Below are 18,989 nucleotides of genomic sequence, written 5' to 3'. Positions count from 1 at the left end.
TATTTGGTGTTTATCGATTATTACTTAGTTGAAATTTACTCTTTTTCATCGGTATCTTTATCAATAGCCGTGCCATCTTCCCCTTTGACTTCGATATCCCTGATATCCACTTCGTCCACCGGATCATCTTCTTTCATTACTTTGGCAACCGCTGCAATGGAATCGTTATCCTTTAGATTGATAAGACGAACTCCTTGTGTGGCCCTTCCCATTACTCTAAGGTCTTCAACTCCCATTCGGATGGCAATTCCTGATTTATTGATAATCATTAAATCATCCGTATCGGTAACATTCTTTATGGCAACCAGCCCACCTGTTTTATCGGTGATTGAAATGGTTTTCACTCCTTTTCCTCCCCTATTGGTGATTCTGTAGTCTTCAATATTGGAACGTTTACCATAGCCTCTTTCGGAAACTACAAGAATGTCATCTTCAAAATTATGGACGGACACCATACCAACAACCTCATCTTTCTCATCAGCCAATCTGATACCTCTTACACCAGAGGCATTTCTACCCATCGGCCTTGTCTTGGATTCCTCAAAGCGAATAGCTTTTCCTGATTTAAGACCAAGAAATATTTGACTGGTACCGGTTGTTAATTTAGCTTCCAAAAGTTCATCATCCTCACGAATGGTGATGGCGTTGATACCATTTTGACGTGGTCTTGAATATTGCTCCAAAGAAGTCTTCTTGACCGTACCCTTTTTAGTGGCCATAATCACAAAGTGACTGTTCACATACTCCTCATTCTTAAGGTCCTGGGTACAGATAAAGGCTTTTACCTTGTCATCCTGTTCTATATTGATCAAGTTTTGTATAGCCCTACCTTTGGATGTTCTGCTTCCCTCTGGAATTTCATAAACACGCATCCAGAAACATTTTCCTTTTTGGGTAAAGAACAACATATATTGGTGGTTGGTACCAACGAACAAATGCTCCAAGAAATCCTCATTTCGTGTTGAGGATGCTTTTTGACCAACCCCTCCCCTATTTTGAGTTTTATATTCTGAAAGTGGTGTTCTTTTGATGTAGCCGGCATGTGAAATAGTGATCACAACTTGCTCATCAGGAATCATATCCTCAATGCTCAAATCTCCTCCCGCATAGTTGATTTCGGACCTTCTATCGTCACCATACTTCTCCTGTACTTCAAGAAGTTCATCTTTGATAATCTGCATTCTGCGCTCTTTTTTGTCCAGAATATCCTTATAATCCTCGATGGACTTTAAAAGTTCTGCATGCTCCTCACGCAATTTATCCTGCTCTAGACCGGTAAGTTGACGCAAGCGCATTTCTACAATGGCCTTGGCCTGAACCTCGGTCAATTTGAATCGTTCAATCAAACTATTCCGCGCTTCCTCAACATTGGAAGACCCTCTTATAATGGCGATTACCTCATCAATATTATCTGAAGCAATAATAAGCCCCTCCAAGATGTGTGCACGGTCCTCTGCTTTTTTAAGCTCGAATTTGGTTCTACGAACCACAACGTCGTGCCTGTGCTCCACAAAATAGTGGATAATCTCCTTTAGGTTCAATAGTTCGGGCCTACCATTGACCAACGCAATATTATTGACACTAAAAGAAGATTGAAGGGCCGTGTACTTGTACAACATATTGAGTACAATGTTCGGGATAGCGTCACGTTTTAAAATATATACGACACGCATTCCGTTTCTATCGGACTCGTCCCTAATGGTGGATATACCTTCTATTTTCTTTTCGTTGACCAAATCGGCGGTCTTTTTGATCATATCCGCCTTGTTGACCTGATAAGGGATTTCGGTCACAACAATACTTTCTTTCCCCTGAACTTCTTCTATGGTTGCCTTGGCACGCATTACTACACGTCCACGACCTGTATGGAAAGCTTCCTTCACACCATCGTACCCATAAATGATTCCCCCTGTTGGGAAATCCGGAGCTTTAATATGTGTGATGAGCTCGTCTATCTCAATATCGTGGTTATTTATATAGGCAATTATACCATCTACCACTTCAGTCAAATTGTGCGGTGGCATATTAGTAGCCATACCTACAGCAATACCAGAAGCCCCGTTTACCAAAAGGTTTGGAATACGGGTAGGCAATACAGTAGGCTCCTCTAATGTATCATCGAAATTAAGTTGATGATCAACGGTATCCTTATCGATATCGGCCAACATTTCTTCCGCAATCTTGCGCATCTTGGCCTCCGTATATCTCATGGCTGCCGGGCTGTCCCCATCTATGGAACCAAAGTTACCCTGACCGTTTACAAGCATATACCTTAAACTCCACTCTTGTGCCATACGCACCATGGTATCGTAAACCGAAGAATCACCGTGTGGGTGATATTTACCCAAAACCTCCCCTACAATACGGGCAGACTTTTTATGGGAACTAGAAGACCTTACTCCTAAATCGTGCATTCCATAGAGCACTCTTCTATGAACAGGCTTTAAACCATCACGAACATCTGGCAGGGCACGTGACACAATGACCGACATTGAATAATCAATGTAGGCAGATTTCATCTCATCCTCTATATTAATAGGAATTAACTTTTCTCCTTCCGCCATGCTTATTTATTATTGTTTTTTTGTGGTTAAATTATCATGGCAATATACAGAAAATAGCAGCTTTTATAACGCTTTGCGAATACTTTATTAAAAAAATTATCAACATTGCGCGTATTATCAAAAATGTGATAATAAAGCTTTGTTAAATCACCATAAAACCGCAATTATTCCGACATTTACCACTACTTTATCGAATAAGGGTACGGTATTTGACCACCGTAACAATACTTTTACTAATTTTAATTGCTGAAAAAGAAACGTATGGACGATAATTTTTCCCCCCGCGTAAAAGACGTTATAGCATACAGCAAGGAAGAAGCCCTGAGACTGGGCCATGATTTTATTGGCACGGAACACCTTATGCTAGGTCTTTTAAGAGACGGTAATGGCAAGGCCATAAATATATTGGATGCACTCGATGTGGACTTGGACCACCTTCGTAGAAAGGTGGAAATACTGAGTCCCGCAAATCCTAATACAGGTACAATACAGAAGGACAAGAAGAATCTTCATTTGACCCGACAAGCAGAACGGGCATTGAAGACCACTTTTTTGGAAGCTAAGCTGTTTCAAAGTTCTTCCATTAACACAGCACACTTACTGTTATGTATCCTTAGGAACGAGAATGATCCTACAACCAAGTTGTTGCACAAACTGAAAGTGGATTACGACAATGTCAAGGAACAGTTCAAATCCATGATCACCAGTGACGATGACTACATAGACACACCCCAAGCGGAATCTTTCCCAGGGGACACAGACGATATGGGAGATAGCAAAGAAAGTTCATTCGGCTCAGGAAGTGCTTCACAAAAAGGAAGCAAAAAGTCCAAAACCCCTGTTCTGGACAATTTTGGACGGGACCTTACCCGTTTGGCCGAAGAAAACAAATTAGACCCTGTAGTGGGCAGAGAAAAGGAAATTGAGCGTGTTTCCCAAATATTAAGTAGAAGAAAAAAGAACAACCCGTTGTTGATTGGCGAACCTGGTGTTGGTAAAAGTGCCATTGCCGAAGGTTTGGCATTACGCATCATCAATAAAAAGGTGTCAAGAATTCTTTACAACAAGCGCGTAGTAACCTTGGATTTAGCTTCGTTAGTGGCAGGTACAAAATACCGCGGGCAGTTCGAGGAGCGAATGAAAGCCGTAATGAACGAGCTGGAGAAGAACGATGATATCATTTTGTTCATTGATGAGATACACACCATTGTTGGTGCTGGTGGAGCTACCGGAAGCTTAGATGCTTCCAACATGTTCAAACCTGCATTGGCAAGAGGTGAGATTCAATGTATTGGAGCAACCACGCTAGATGAATATAGACAATACATAGAAAAAGATGGTGCCTTGGAACGTCGATTCCAAAAGGTGATGGTAGAACCAACCACTGTGGAAGAGACCATCGAGATTTTGATGAACATCAAAGGTAAATACGAAGAGCATCACAATGTCAATTATACAGACGAAGCCATTTTGGCCTGCGTAAAATTGACCAACCGCTACATGACCGACCGTTTTCTTCCGGACAAGGCCATTGATGCCTTGGATGAAGCAGGGTCTAGAGTTCATATTGTGAACATGGATGTTCCGAAACAAATTCTGGAGTTGGAAAACCAGTTGGAAGATGTTCGCGAATTGAAGAATAGCGTAGTCAAAAAACAGAAATACGAAGAAGCGGCCAAGCTTAGGGACGACGAAAAACGACTCGAAAAAGAATTGGCCTCCGCACAAGAACGCTGGGAAGAAGAAAGCAAACTACACAGAGAGACCGTTACCGAAGATAACGTGGCCGATGTAGTTTCGATGATGAGCGGTATTCCTGTAAATAGAATAGCTCAGACGGAAAGTAATAAATTGGCCGAATTGCCAAACCTTATCAAAGGGTTTGTCATCGGTCAGGATGAAGCCGTGTCCAAAGTGGCAAGGGCCATCCAACGTAACCGCGCAGGACTTAAGGATCCAAATAAACCTATTGGTTCGTTCATATTTCTTGGTCAAACAGGTGTTGGTAAAACCCAATTGGCCAAAATATTGGCAAAGGAGCTTTTTGATTCCGAAGATGCCCTTATTCGAATCGATATGAGTGAATACATGGAAAAATTCGCCATTTCCCGATTGGTAGGAGCACCTCCAGGATATGTTGGATATGAAGAAGGTGGACAGTTGACGGAGAAAGTACGTCGAAAGCCATACTCCGTAGTACTATTGGACGAGGTAGAAAAGGCACACCCGGATGTGTTCAACATGATGTTACAAGTATTGGATGATGGATTCCTTACCGATAGCTTGGGGCGCAAAATCGATTTCAGGAATACCATAATCATTATGACATCCAATATTGGCGCCAGACAATTAAAGGATTTTGGACAAGGTGTAGGTTTTGGTACCGCTGCCAAAAAAGCTCAGGCGGATACACATCAAAAAAGTGTAATCGAAAACGCATTGAAAAAGGCGTTTGCCCCAGAATTCTTGAACAGGATAGACGATGTTGTGGTATTTAATTCTTTGGAAAGAGAAGATATCCACAAAATCATCGATATCGAATTGAACAAGTTGTACGAGAGAATCATGGAAATTGGTTACCACTTGAATCTTTCCGACAAAGCGAAGGATTACATTGCAGACAAAGGCTTTGACAAACAATACGGAGCCAGACCTCTTAAAAGAGCTATTCAAAAATATATTGAGGACGCACTTGCGGAGGAAATTGTAAACTCGAAATTGGAAGAAGGTGACAGTATTTTTATGGACCTGGATGAGAAGAAAGAAGAACTCACCATTAAAATAAAAAAGGCGGAAAAATCACCCGAAGCAGAAAAATAAATTCCATAAACATTTTAAAAGCTGACTTAAGGTCAGCTTTTTTTATGCCTAAGACTTACCATACACACGATATTTAAGCGTTTAATCTATTATTTTTTCGCACCCTACCCTTCCCCTTTAATTTTATACACGAGACACTATAATTACACTTGGGGATGAAAATAACTTCTAAAAAGAAGACCGTAGTGGTACGCGAGTATCAACTAGAAATCGGAACCGTACAGGTTTTTGATAACTACATGGTCGCTTCTTTTGATGAAGGTGCTACAATAACTTTGGAGAGGGCCTATCAAATCATTGGAATTTCGGAAATACACTTTAGGGACAAAGATTTTGGTTATATCAGCTTAAGACAAAATTCCTATGCCGTAGATCCTACCGTATATAATTACCTTAGAGGAATGGACAACCTCATAGCCTTTGCCATTGTTTCCAAAAAGGAAATTGACATGCACAATTTCAACATAGAAAAAATGTTTTACAAAAAGCCTATGGAGTTTTTTATAGAATTTGACAATGCTTTGGCTTGGGTACAGAAAAAATTAAAGTCTAAAAAAGCAAGGAACAGTGCCTAACCATTAGGCTTTTCTTTCTGCTCAATTTCAGGTTGACGAAAAAGTTCCGAATAAGCATTCCCAATATTTTCTATAATCAATGAGGCCTTCAATGCTTCATAACCTATTGAGGACACCCCTAAATCTCCTGCCAAACCGTGCAGATAAACTCCAAAAATTGCCGATTTTACGGACGAATACCCCTGTGCCATCAGGCCAGTGATCATTCCCGTTAAAACATCTCCACTACCTGCTGTGGCCATACCTGGATTACCCGTGGTGTTCACATATCCTTTTCCATTATATATAGTAATGGTATGAGCTCCCTTAATTACCACCACCAAATTATGTTTGGCAGCAAAAGCCTTGGCTTTTTCCAACTTTTCAAAATCCGAGGTCCAGTATCCAATCAAGCGTTCCAATTCTTTTGGGTGAGGGGTCAGGACGGATAGTTCTGGCACATCATTCAACATTTGAGGGTTTTGGGATAAAATATTCAACCCATCCGCATCAATCACCATCGGTTTTGTACATTCCTTCAAAAAAGAGCCAAAGGCCGAAACCGTATCATCCTCCATTCCCATACCCATTCCAATACCAACGACAGAAGCCTTAAAAGGAATCGCTATTTCTGAAATACTCCTTTCTCTTGAACCCGTTAACACCATTACTTCAGGAACCGCAGTTTGTAACGAATCATAACCACATTTGGGCACAAAAGCAGTCACAAGACCGCTTCCTACGCTTAAACAGGCATTACTAGCCAATTGCACAGCACCTATTTTACCATAACTGCCACCAATGATTACGGCATGACCATAGGTCCCTTTATGTGAAAACTTAAGTCGTGGTCTATACAATGGCAAGACCTCCGGCCGCCCAATCAATTCATAATCGGTCTCGGTTTTGGCAATAAACTCTTGGTCCAATCCAATATCCAATATTTCCCATTGATTAACATACACTCCCGTTTCGGGTAAAAAGAAAACCAATTTAGGCAGCTGAAAACTCAACACATAACTGGCTCGTATAACATATGATGGTTTCCAATGACAGCTATCTACGGGCAATCCCGAAGGCACATCCACAGATAAGGTAAAAGCCCTTGAATCGTTGATGTGCTCAATCAAATTCCCTACCCAATCATCCGGAGCCCTATTCAATCCAATACCAAAAATAGCGTCCACTATTATGTCATTGGGTGAAATCTCGGGCAAGTCACTTTCTTCATTAATAAAATCAGGCCAAACTTTGCTATCCTTTAACCGCTCCAAGTTCAACAGAAAATCCTCTGAGCGTTTTTCGCTATAATTCACCACATACACCTTAATGGAGTAATCATGCTTATGCAACTTTCTGGCCAGCACCATGCCATCTCCTCCATTGTTTCCGATACCGCAGAATAATTTTACATTGACCTGGGTACCACGCAAACGGGAATGCATCCACTCAAACAACTGCGTAGCTGCCCTTTCCATAAGTTCCTCGCTCTTAATCTGTTCTTTTTGGATTGTGGATTTGTCAGCTTGATAGATTTGATGTGCAGAAAAAATTTTCATTCAGCAATAAAAATTGGTTATTCGTATCGATTTCGCAAAAACAACACCAATGATTTGATGAAGTATTCAAAAGTACTACATTTATCACCTCATTACAGAGCAATGGAGTTAAAACAAACGGATATTAACCTAACTACGATGAAAACTTATTCATCTATTTTCACGATTACTACTACAACCCCTTTGGGGTAATTCTGCTATATATTTTTCCGTCCGTTTTATTCATTTATTTTCAATTTTCACAATAATATTTCATCATGAAAGTCTTAAAATTTGGAGGCACTTCCGTTGCCAATCCAGAAAATATAAATAAGGTCAAATCCATTCTAGCCAATCAGAACAATGAGCAAATTGCTGTTGTAGTATCTGCATTTGGTGGCGTTACAGACCTACTGCTCAACGCTTCCAACCTAGCATCTGAACAAGATGTAAAATATAAAGAAAGTCTCAAGGAAATTGAGGACAGGCATATTTCCGCCATTAGGGAACTGATTCCCGTTACATCGCAAAGTGCCGCACTCAGTAAAGTAAAGAGCGAGCTCAACATTCTGGAGACCTTGCTGGAAGGTGCTTTTTTAATTGGTGAACTAACGCCTAAACTTTCCGATAAGATTGTAAGCTATGGTGAATTGTTATCATCATTTATCATCAGCGAATTCCTAAAATCCGAAGGATTGGATGTTGTTTTTAAAGACAGCAGGGAACTCATCATCACCGATAACAATTTTGGCAAGGCCAATGTGGATTTTAAAAAGACCAATGCAAACTGCGGGGCATACTTTTCATCCAACCAACACCAAATAACAATCTTACCAGGATTCGTGGCATCCAGTAAAAATGGAGACCTTACGACTTTGGGTAGAGGTGGCTCCGACTACACGGCTGCCATTATTGCTGCTGCAGTAAATGCCGATATATTGGAAATCTGGACTGATGTCAGTGGTATGTACACTGCCAATCCAAAGTTGGTGAAGCAGGCAAAATGTGTTTCCAATATCAGCTACCAAGAGGCTATGGAACTTTCCCACTTTGGGGCCAAAGTATTATACCCACCAACCATTCAACCCATTTTGGGCAAAGAAATTCCTATTGCCATAAAAAATACGTTCGACCCCGAAAGCCCAGGTACCTTGATTGCCAAAAACAACAATGGAAAAGGCAAAACAGTTCGTGGTATCAGTCATGTGGGCAATATTAGCTTACTTTCCTTGGAAGGACCCGGGATGATAGGAATTCCAGGGATATCAAAACGCTTTTTTGAAACGCTTTCGATCAAAAACATCAGTATTGTGTTGATTACCCAAGCATCATCCGAACACTCTATCTGTGTTGGTATAGCTGATGAGGATGTAGACCTTGCTGCAGAAGCAGTAAATGAAACTTTTGAATATGAGATTTCTACCAAAAAGATAAAACCCGTTATAGTAGAAAAAGACCTGACCATTGTAGCGTTGGTAGGTGATAATATGAAAAGCCACCAAGGGTTGAGCGGTAAAATGTTCAGTACCCTTGGGAAAAACAACGTAAATATCAGAGCGATTGCCCAAGGAGCTTCCGAGCGAAATATCTCTGCGGTCATCAAAAAGGAAGATGTAAAAAAAGCACTCAACTCACTACACGAAACTTTCTTCGAAGAAAACATCAAACAATTGAACTTGTTCGTCATGGGAGTTGGGAATGTAGGTTCCAAATTCTTAGCACAAATCCGTCAACAGAAAAAATATTTAAAAGAAGAGCTAAAGCTCAATGTAAGGGTCATTGGAATCAGTAATTCCAGGAAAATGGCTTTTGATGAAAGTGGAATTTCTTTGAAAGACTGGGAAAATGTTTTAGATCAAGGGGAGGTAGCAGATAAGGAAGCATTTTATGAAAGTATAAAATCGTTGAACTATCGAAATAGTATTTTTGTGGACAATACAGCCAGTGCCGAGGTATCCAATAGTTACTCAAGCTACCTTAAAAACAGTATTTCGGTGGTTACCTGCAATAAAATTGCGTCATCTTCGGATTACGGGTATTACAAAGAATTAAAACAATTGGCCAAGCAATACAATGCTCCGTATTTATTCGAGACCAATGTAGGTGCTGGATTGCCCATTATTGACACCTTAAAACATCTAATTGCTTCCGGGGACAAGGTGAGAAAAATACAAGCGGTGCTATCAGGTAGTTTAAATTTTGTCTTCAACACTTTTAATGACACCACCACCTTCCACGATGTGGTAAAACAAGCACAGGAACAAGGCTACACAGAACCGGACCCTACCATTGATTTGAGCGGGGTCGACGTTATGCGTAAAATTCTCATTTTGGCTAGGGAAAGTGGTTACCAATTGGATATTGATGAAATTGAAAATGAAGCATTTTTACCCAAGGAAAGTTTGGAAACTGATTCCAACGAGGCATTTTTTGAAAGTTTGAAGAAATATGAAGCGGACTTTCAAAAATTATATAAGGATGCTGCTGATGCCGATTGTAAGCTCAAATATGTGGCCCAGTTTGAAGACGGAAAAGCCAAAGTGGGCTTACAACAGATTCCAAGAGGACATGATTTTTATAATCTGGAGGGAAGCGACAATATCGTATTGTTCTTCACCGACCGCTATGTGGACCAACCCTTGATCATAAAAGGTGCGGGAGCAGGTGCAGATGTAACTGCATCAGGTATCTTTGCGGATATTGTTAGAATCGGAAATTTTTAAGGGATGGAAGAGATTAAAGTATTTTGCCCGGCAACCATAGCCAATGTATCCTGTGGGTTTGACGTGCTGGGTTTGGCATTGGACTCCGTTGGAGATGAAATGACCATTCGAAAAACTTCTGAAAAAGGTATTCGAATCACTAAAATAATAGGGCAGGACCTTCCACTGGAAACTGAAAATAATGTAGCAGGTGTAGCTGGTTTGGCCTTTTTGGAAAAGAGCAATTACGATGGTGGTTTTGAAATTGAAATTGACAAACGCATAAAACCGGGAAGCGGTATCGGCAGTAGTGCCGCAAGCTCCACTGGGGCCGTTTGGGCCATGAACGAATTGTTGGGCAGGCCTTTTTCCAAACTCGAACTGGTTCAATTTGCCATGCAAGGTGAAAAGTTGGCAAGTGATGTAGCTCATGCAGACAATGTTGCCCCTGCCATTTTTGGCGGCTTTACTTTGGTACGAAGCTATGAACCGCTGGACATAATTTCCATACCAACACCTTCGGAATTGTACGCTACAGTGATTCATCCACAAATTGAGATAAAGACCTCGGATTCGCGCAAAATTTTAAAGACCACAATTTCCATGCAACAGGGCATACAGCAATGGGGCAATTTAGGCGGACTGGTCGCAGGATTATTTCAAAACGATTATGACCTTATTGGTCGTTCGCTGCACGATCATATCGTGGAACCTATCCGCTCTATTTTAATTCCCGCTTTTGACGACATCAAGGCAAATGCCTTAAAGGCAGGAGCGCTCGGAAGTGGAATCTCAGGCTCTGGCCCATCTATTTTTGCCTTGAGCAAAGGAGAAAAAATTGCTCAACAAGTGGCCGAGTCCATGAAAGAAACCTACCAAAATATTGGGGTGGATTTTGATATTCACGTTTCCAAAGTAAACAGCCAAGGCGTAAAGAAAATTGCTTAATTCCATGAAATTCTACAGTCTAAACAACCAAAATATAAGAGTCTCTTTCAAAGATGCGGTCATTGCAGGTATTGCTCCAGATAAGGGACTTTATTTTCCAGAAAGCATCACTCCGCTTCCATCAGCTTTTTTTGAGAACATTGAGGAGCTTTCCAACCACGAGATAGCGTTCAAGGCTATTCACCAATTTGTAAGTGATGATATCCCTGATGAAGATTTGAAAGAAATCATTGCGAACACCTTGGATTTTGATTTTCCCGTGGTCGACATCGAAGAAAATATAGCCACTTTGGAACTTTTTCACGGTCCCACCATGGCTTTTAAAGATGTAGGAGCACGCTTTATGGCCAACTGTCTTGGGTACTTTTCCCAAGGCGAAAGACAGGATGTCACCGTTTTAGTGGCCACTTCGGGTGATACAGGAGGTGCCGTTGCCAATGGCTTTTTGGGGGTTGATGGCGTGAAAGTCGTGATTCTCTACCCCAGTGGAAAGGTTAGCGAAATTCAAGAAAAACAATTGACCACTTTAGGACAAAACATTGAGGCCATGGAGGTTGATGGTGTTTTTGATGATTGTCAACGGATGGTGAAGACCGCTTTTCTGGATTCTGAAATTACAGATCATAAAAAACTGACCTCCGCAAACAGTATCAACGTAGCCAGATGGTTGCCCCAGTTATTCTACTTTTTGTTTGCCTACAAACAGGCAAAGTCAAAAGGAAAAGAGCTTGTGTTCTCCGTACCATCGGGGAATTTTGGGAATATCTGTGCAGGTATGATGGCTCAAAAATTGGGAATGCCCGTCAAACATTTTGTGGCCTCCACCAATGTAAACGATGTGGTTCCAAAATTCATGGAAAATGGAATTTATGAACCAATGGCATCTATAGCTACCATTTCCAATGCCATGGATGTAGGTGACCCAAGTAATTTTATCCGAATCCGACATTTGCATAAAGATGATTTAGAGACGCTTCAACAGCACCTTGCCTCCTACGCTTTCTCGGATGAAGCTACCAATGCCACAATGAAAGAAGTGTATTCCAAAACAGGATATGTTATGGACCCTCATGGCGCAGTAGGGTATCTTGGCCTAAAGGAATATCAAAAATCCAATCCAGATACCTATGGTATTTTCTTGGAAACGGCACATCCTGTTAAATTTTTGGATGTAGTTGAAGATACTTTGGGGTTGAGTCCGGAAATTCCACCACAAATCATGAAAGTAATGGACAAGGAGAAAAAATCCGTTTCCATTGCCACTTATGATGAACTAAAAGAATTTTTGTTGAACGATTAATCTAACTTGGGCAGTTTAAAGCTGTCCAAGGGACTGGGTTGTTTCATCACTTCTTCGATGGCCTCGGTTGTTCGTGGCGCCATTCCAGAAAGATTGACAGGACCATCTTCTGTAATTAGAATATCATCTTCAATTCGAACGGCAATGCCCCGCCATTTTTCATCGCAATTACTATCCTCAGGAATATAAATACCTGGCTCTACCGTAATCACTTGATTGGGTTTAAAGGCTTGATAGGTTCCTGCATCGTGCACATCCAATCCCAAATAATGGGAAGTTCCGTGTGGAAAATAAATCCTTGCTTCCTTAGCTTCCTTAATAATGCCCAAATCCATTAATCCTTTGGTAACAACTTCCAAAGCAGCCTTGTGTGGTTCTCGGAAAGACGCCCCTACCACACTGGCAGCAATACCAGCTTCTTGAGCATTGTAAACAATATCGTAGATGGCTTTTTGTTCAGGAGAAAACTTTCCGTTAGCGGGAATGGTTCGTGTTACATCGGCCGTATATCCGTGGTATTCTGCTCCCAAGTCCATCAACACCAAATCGTTGCCAACCTTAGTCTTGTTGTTTTCGATATAGTGAAGGATACAACCATTGTGTCCACCTCCCACAATGGATGGGTAGCCTTCATATTCGGCACCATATTTTTTATAGACATATTCATGCACGCCCTGGATTTCTGTTTCCGACATATTGGGATGCATGGCTTTCATCACCTCAATTTGACCAACGGCAGAAATTTCAACAGCCTTTTTGAGAAGCTTCATTTCTTCAGGCGACTTATCCTGTCGCAATTCGGCCATTACCTTTGGTAAAATACTGGAATCGAGATTCGTTGAACGCTGAATCACCAACACTTTATTTTTGATTTCATCCCGTATTCCATCATTATTTGCACTTACAAAGCCATTTAAAATCTCATCATCCTGCAATTCTGGGTAACGTTCCAGATAGCGCTCAATAGTTTCGGTCACTTCATTGCTGTTTTCAGCATTGGAAGTTGCTATTCTTTTGTATAAACTATTTCGCGTTGGATTATAGTCCGAAGGGTAATTAGCTTTTATCTTGAAGGTTTTAATCAAGTCGAACAAATCCGCCTTGCCAGATTTATCACGATAATCATTCTTAAAATCTACAAAGGACACATTATCGAATGAAGTGAAATCTAACGGAAAGTTTTCAAATTCACTTCCATTAAAAACCATATTGAAACCCAATTGTTTTTTCACACCTTCTACGCCCAATCGTTTTCCAGTCCATTGCTCCGCTCTTGCGTCCCGCTCCTGAACATAGAATATCTCATCAAAACTGTTCCCAGAAGCATCGGTCTGTTCTTCCGAAAAAATGACCAATACCGCATTGGGTTCTTTATACCCTGTTAAATAATAAAAATTGGGGTCTTGGTGGTACACATAGTCCACATCGTTTGCACGGTTACGCTCTGCATTGGCAAAAAGAACGATCGCTGTATTCGGAGGCAACTTTTCCCGAACAGCGTCTCTTCGTTCCTTATGAAAATCGGCAGGTAAATAATCGGTAGGTGTACCCTGTGAAAATCCTTCAAAAGCAATAAACAGAATAAACAACAGGCTAAATGTGAATTTTGACATGATTCTATTTTTTTTTCAAAATACAAATTTTAGGCAGACTACACATGGTAATATATTTCAGTTTTGTCAAAATCGTTAGAACCTAAAACAAGGGTATCCTTAATTAATTCCATAAATTTGCGCATCTTAAAAATAGACTCAATGAAAAATACTGCACTTACTAAAACGCATGAGGCGTTGGGAGCCAAAATGGTACCGTTTGCGGGCTACAACATGCCTGTTTCTTATGAGGGTGTAAATATTGAACACGAAACCGTACGCAAGGGCGTTGGTGTTTTTGATGTTTCCCACATGGGCGAGTTTTTGATCGAGGGACCAAAGGCTTTGGAACTTATTCAAAAAGTAACCACTAACGATGCTTCAAAATTAACCGTAGGTAAAGCGCAGTATAGTTGTTTGCCCAATGAAACTGGTGGAATTGTGGATGACCTTATTGTGTATAGGGTGAAGGATGAAACTTATCTTTTGGTGGTGAATGCATCCAACATTGATAAGGATTGGGCACACATTTCCAAATATAACGAGGCCATTGGTGCTGAAATGCGAAATATTTCTGACGATTATTCACTATTGGCCATACAAGGACCAAAAGCAGTAGAGGCCATGCAATCGATTACTTCGGTAGATTTATCGGCTATCAAATTCTACAACTTTGTTGTAGGTGATTTTGCCGGGGTTGACCATGTCATTATTTCGGCAACGGGCTACACGGGTTCTGGTGGTTTTGAGATTTATTGCAAGAATTCCGAAGTACAACAAGTATGGGACAAAGTATTGGAAGCCGGTGCCGATTTCGGTATTAAACCTATTGGTTTGGCTGCCCGTGACACATTACGATTGGAAATGGGTTACTGTCTTTACGGAAACGATATTGATGACACCACCTCTCCTTTTGAAGCTGGCTTGGGTTGGATAACCAAGTTCACTAAAGAATTTGTGAACAGCGAAAACTTTGCCAAAGAAAAAGCAGAAGGTTCTAAAAGAAAGCTAATCGCATTTCAAATGGAAGAGCGAGGAATTCCTAGGGCTGGATATCCTATTTTGGATGCCGAGGGCAATGAGATAGGAAAAGTGACCTCGGGAACCATGTCCCCGTCCCTTTCTAAAGGAATCGGACTTGGTTATGTAACTACCGGATTTTCAAAGGTAGATACACCTATCCATATTAAAATACGTAAGAATAGCGTTTTGGCAACTGTTGTAAAATTGCCATTTTATAAAACACCTAGTTAGCCTTTGGATAAAAAAAAGATATTGATATTAGGAGCGAGTGGATTTGTGGGCAATGCCATATACAAAGAACTCTGCTCCTATTTTGATACTTACGGCACCTATTACTCCAATCGTTCCTTTGCCAACAACAAACAGTTTATAAGATACGACTTGGAGGAGGATGATATTTTTCAGATTCTGGAACATATAAAACCAGATATTATCATATCATCGCTTCGTGGAAATTTTCCCGCTCAAATACAGGCCCACCACCATTTGATGGAGTATTTGATGAAGACAGACACCAAATTATACTTTATCTCTTCCGCCAATGTTTTTGATGCCTACAGCAAGTTTCCGTCCTACGAACATGACAAAACCTTGTCTTTAAGTGTTTATGGGAGGCTCAAAATAAAAATTGAGAACATGATGATGCGTTTACCAAAAGGTAACACTGCAATACTTCGTGTACCTATGGTGTTTGGTAATGCTTCACCCAGAATTAAAGAAATCAAGGAAAATATAGCGAACCAAGAGCCAATTGAGGTGTTCCCGAACCTTATCATTAATGTGACCAACGATGATAGGTTGACACAACAGATTCACTACCTCATCAACAGGAACAAAACTGGTATTTACCATTTGGGGAGTAGCGATCTTATCCACCATGAAGAATTCATCAAAGAGGTCATCGAACATTTGGGAAACTATCATCCAGTTTACAAAAGGGTTTACACTACTAATGAGGACAGGTATTTGGCCGCTTTGCCCAAGGACAACATCTTACCTAAAAATCTTCGTATTAGTTGTCAAGAGATTATAGAGCACCATCTGCCTGTATAGTTTTATTTTCCTTACTTAATTAGTTATCTTTTAAGAAAATGTAGATTTATGAAGAAGATGAACACCAATGAAATTGAAGAGGCTATTAAAAATCTGCCCGGTTGGGCCCTAAAAGATGAAATGATTATGAAATCCTTCACCTTCAAGGATTTTAAAGAGGCTTTCGCTACAATGACGCACATTGCATTTGAATGTGAAAAGCAGAACCATCACCCCAATTGGGAGAATGTCTATAACAGACTCACGATTAAACTAAGTACACACGATGCCGATGGGATTACCCAAAAGGATATCGACCTTGCAAAATCTATTGAGGAGATAGTGGGTTAAACACACCCCAAATTCAACTTGACAAAGGGGCTTTTTTTGCTAAATTTGCTTTTATCCAGAATTAAAGATTTATATGGGAAGAGCATTCGAATTTAGAAAGGCACGAAAAATGAAACGTTGGGCAGCGATGTCCAAAGCATTTACCAGAATTGGGAAAGATATTGTAATGGCAGTTAAAGAAGGTGGCCCTGACCCCGATGCCAATTCCAAGTTGCGTGCTGTAATTCAGAATGCCAAGTCCGTTAATATGCCCAAGGACAATATTGAGCGTGCCATTAAAAGGGCTTCGGACAAAAATCAAGGTGATTATAAGGAGGTGCTTTTTGAAGGATATGCTCCCCACGGCATAGCTATTTTAATAGAGACGGCCACAGATAACAACACACGTACCGTTGCCAATATTCGCAGCTATTTTAACAAGTGCAATGGCAGCTTGGGCACTTCCGGTTCGGTGGAGTTTATGTTCGACCATACGTGCAACTTTACCGTAAATGGTGAAGGCATTGACCCAGAAGAACTGGAATTGGAAATGATTGATTTTGGCGCCGAAGAGGTTTTTGATGACGAAGATGGCATACATATTTATGCACCTTTCGAAAATTTTGGGGCTATCCAAAAAGAACTCGAATCACGTGAGATTGAAATTATTTCCTCCGGTTTCGACCGCATTCCGCAAGTAACCAAAGAACTCAATGAAGAAGAGACTGCTGATGTGGAAAAACTCCTTGAGAAAATTGAGGAAGATGACGATGTTCAGAACGTTTTTCATAGTATGCAGGAGTAACATCCATACTTTATTTATAACAAACAAAAAGAGGCTTACTTAAAAGTAAGCCTCTTTTTTTATCCGCACTTGTTATTGTATTATTCAAATTTGGACGCGTCCAAGTTAAAAAATCGCACTGCATTGTTAAAGAATATATCTCTCTTTTGCTCTTCGGAAAGGTAGTTGGCGCTTTCAATTACTTCAATGGAGGTTTCGAGCAATCCTGGCCAAATCATTAAATCTGTCCCATACATAATTCTCTTGGAAAACCCTGCCTGTACCAATCGTTTTAGGTATGCATGGATTTCTTCCAAGGGATAAGACCAAATAAACCCTGCTAAATCCACATAAACATAGGCATTTGCCCCCATAAGTGCGATCATTTGGTCTACCATAGGGTAACCTGCATGCATCACCCAAATTTTTAACTTGGGGTGCCTGGCCAACATATCTTCCAATAAAAAGGGCTGCCCTAAAGAAGCTCGATATTTTGGTCGACTAAGGTTAGCCATGCCATTTCCGCCTGTTCCCATATGTATACCTACCGGAATTCCCAGTTCTTCAGCAACTCCGAAATATTCATCAAGGGATATATCGCTGGGGGACATTCCCTGATATTGAGGAGCTACCTCCCCCATGACTTTGTAAAAGCCTGTGGACAGAGAATCCCTGAATGCTTCGACAGTCATCTCATCGGCATTGCTAATTCCCAAGGATGGAATTATACGGTCCGGCGCCGCTTTATGCCATCTATGAATGGCTTTAGCATCTCCACTCACCACCATGGTAATGTTCAGTTCTTTGTTTGCCCTGAGAATGGCAGCATCCATTTCGGCATCGCTCCTTGCAGGTTGTAAAGGAGAAATACAATTGGTGTTCATAAAAGATGGTTGTTCTTGGTCGGGTCCACTTCCCGGCATATTCTTCAAAAACCAGGGGCACAAAGGCGGGACATTTAGATTCCCTCCCATGGCGTGTACATGCACATCTATTATTGGAAGTCTTTTTTTGGATTCTTGGGCGTTTAAAGTAAACACAAAGCAAAAGAATAAAGTATAAAAAAGCGTGGCTTTACTAATTAAATGGCAGGTTAAAAATTTCATATGTGGTTTATTGGTTAATATGGATTCAAGATAACAGTTTTTCATACAAAAGATCCTCTATATAATCTAATGAAACCATTTTTAAAACATGAGTTGGTATTATAACATGTTTGATATAGAAGTCATCCGAATAATGAAAAAGAATTTAATCAAAACTGTACTCCGGCACCTTGCCTTGTACCCCTTTATAAAATTTATGGATTTTTTCAAAATCCTTATCCATTGATTCAGCAGGATAAAAGGGTTCTCCAATTTTGATTTCTTTTTTCCCAAAATCAAAAGCCACCATCACAATTGGCACATTGGCTTTTTTGGCGATGTGGTAAAACCCTGTCCTTAAATGTTCTACTTTTTTTCGCGTTCCCTCTGGCGCCAAAGCAAACCTAAACACCTTTCTTTCATTGAAAATCTGAACAATGCTATCTACCGTATTGGAGTTTTTGGAACGATCCACAGGAGCGCCGCCTGTCCATCTAAAAAACCATCCGAACGGAGGTTTAAAAAGGCTCTTTTTTCCAATATAATTGATTTCTTGGTTTATTACCTTCCGTATTAAAAGTCCCAAAAAGAAGTCCAACCAATGCGTATGGGGAATCACGATTATAACACATTTGTTTACATCCGGAAAGGAACCATTGAGTTTCCATCCCAAAATTTTAAAGTATATAAACTTGGCCAGCCTTTGCATTGGGTCGT

14 protein-coding genes are annotated in these 18,989 nt (G+C 40.6%); 9 read left to right on the top strand and 5 right to left on the bottom strand.

What is annotated here, in order from left to right; all coding sequences use genetic code 11:
• Positions 1-35: 35 nt before the first annotated feature.
• Positions 36-2,564, bottom strand: coding sequence for a DNA gyrase subunit A (gene gyrA / locus D2V08_RS14725; protein WP_119608929.1), 2,529 nt, complete (start codon positions 2,562-2,564; stop codon positions 36-38).
• Between the two features lie 261 nt (positions 2,565-2,825).
• Here gyrA and D2V08_RS14720 point away from each other — a divergent pair, with 261 nt between their 5' ends.
• Positions 2,826-5,384: an ATP-dependent Clp protease ATP-binding subunit gene (locus D2V08_RS14720; protein ID WP_119608927.1), complete on the top strand. Its 2,559-nt coding sequence runs from the start codon at positions 2,826-2,828 to the stop codon at positions 5,382-5,384.
• A 155-nt stretch (positions 5,385-5,539) separates the two neighbouring features.
• The gene (locus D2V08_RS14715) at positions 5,540-5,959 is read left to right on the top strand and encodes an STAS/SEC14 domain-containing protein (RefSeq protein WP_119608925.1); all 420 of its coding nucleotides are present in this window, start codon (positions 5,540-5,542) and stop codon (positions 5,957-5,959) included.
• Here D2V08_RS14715 and D2V08_RS14710 read toward each other — a convergent pair.
• Complete coding sequence (locus D2V08_RS14710; protein WP_119608923.1) at positions 5,956-7,497, bottom strand: NAD(P)H-hydrate dehydratase; 1,542 nt, start codon at positions 7,495-7,497, stop codon at positions 5,956-5,958. The two genes, D2V08_RS14715 and D2V08_RS14710, sit on opposite strands and share 4 nt — an antisense overlap.
• A 257-nt stretch (positions 7,498-7,754) precedes the next feature.
• On the opposite strand from D2V08_RS14710, the gene thrA reads away from it, so the two are divergent.
• From thrA to thrC, 3 genes are read left to right on the top strand one after another with little or no spacing between them, the layout of a single operon-like run.
• On the top strand, positions 7,755-10,199 hold the full coding sequence (gene thrA, locus D2V08_RS14705) for a bifunctional aspartate kinase/homoserine dehydrogenase I (protein WP_119608921.1): 2,445 nt from the start codon (positions 7,755-7,757) through the stop codon (positions 10,197-10,199).
• Between the two features lie 3 nt (positions 10,200-10,202).
• On the top strand, positions 10,203-11,126 hold the full coding sequence (locus D2V08_RS14700) for a homoserine kinase (RefSeq protein ID WP_119608920.1): 924 nt from the start codon (positions 10,203-10,205) through the stop codon (positions 11,124-11,126).
• 4 nt (positions 11,127-11,130) lie between these two features.
• On the top strand, positions 11,131-12,426 hold the full coding sequence (gene thrC, locus D2V08_RS14695) for a threonine synthase (protein WP_119608918.1): 1,296 nt from the start codon (positions 11,131-11,133) through the stop codon (positions 12,424-12,426).
• Here the strand turns inward: thrC and D2V08_RS14690 are convergent.
• Positions 12,423-14,039: an aminopeptidase P family protein gene (locus tag D2V08_RS14690; RefSeq protein WP_119608916.1), complete on the bottom strand. Its 1,617-nt coding sequence runs from the start codon at positions 14,037-14,039 to the stop codon at positions 12,423-12,425. The genes thrC and D2V08_RS14690 overlap by 4 nt on opposite strands.
• A gap of 141 nt (positions 14,040-14,180) precedes the next feature.
• Between D2V08_RS14690 and gcvT the strand changes: the two genes are divergently transcribed.
• The 4 genes from gcvT to D2V08_RS14670 all read left to right on the top strand — a co-directional run bounded on the left by gcvT (position 14,181) and on the right by D2V08_RS14670 (position 17,208).
• The gene (gene gcvT / locus D2V08_RS14685) at positions 14,181-15,272 is read left to right on the top strand and encodes a glycine cleavage system aminomethyltransferase GcvT (RefSeq protein ID WP_119608914.1); all 1,092 of its coding nucleotides are present in this window, start codon (positions 14,181-14,183) and stop codon (positions 15,270-15,272) included.
• Between the two features lie 3 nt (positions 15,273-15,275).
• On the top strand, positions 15,276-16,094 hold the full coding sequence (locus D2V08_RS14680; protein WP_119608912.1) for a sugar nucleotide-binding protein: 819 nt from the start codon (positions 15,276-15,278) through the stop codon (positions 16,092-16,094).
• Positions 16,095-16,142: 48 nt separating this feature from the next.
• A complete protein-coding gene (locus D2V08_RS14675) occupies positions 16,143-16,424 on the top strand; it encodes a 4a-hydroxytetrahydrobiopterin dehydratase (protein ID WP_119608910.1) in 282 nt (93 codons plus the stop codon).
• Positions 16,425-16,497: 73 nt separating this feature from the next.
• The gene (locus tag D2V08_RS14670) at positions 16,498-17,208 is read left to right on the top strand and encodes a YebC/PmpR family DNA-binding transcriptional regulator (RefSeq protein ID WP_119608908.1); all 711 of its coding nucleotides are present in this window, start codon (positions 16,498-16,500) and stop codon (positions 17,206-17,208) included.
• Between the two features lie 80 nt (positions 17,209-17,288).
• Here the strand turns inward: D2V08_RS14670 and D2V08_RS14665 are convergent, their stop codons facing one another.
• Both D2V08_RS14665 and D2V08_RS14660 read right to left on the bottom strand, forming a co-directional pair.
• Entirely contained in the window at positions 17,289-18,293 is a 1,005-nt protein-coding gene (locus tag D2V08_RS14665) for an amidohydrolase family protein (protein ID WP_119609661.1), read from the bottom strand.
• Positions 18,294-18,438: 145 nt separating this feature from the next.
• Positions 18,439-18,981 carry a lysophospholipid acyltransferase family protein gene (locus D2V08_RS14660; RefSeq protein WP_119608906.1) on the bottom strand — a complete coding sequence of 181 codons (543 nt, stop codon included), beginning with the start codon at positions 18,979-18,981 and terminating at the stop codon, positions 18,439-18,441.
• Between the last annotated feature and the right edge of the window lie 8 nt (positions 18,982-18,989).

The sequence above is a fragment of the Flagellimonas lutimaris genome (assembly GCF_003581615.1).
Lineage (GTDB): Bacteria > Bacteroidota > Bacteroidia > Flavobacteriales > Flavobacteriaceae > Flagellimonas > Flagellimonas lutimaris.
The sequence above is the reverse complement of the archived record's forward strand: the minus strand, read 5'-3'. Positions and strand labels throughout refer to the sequence as shown.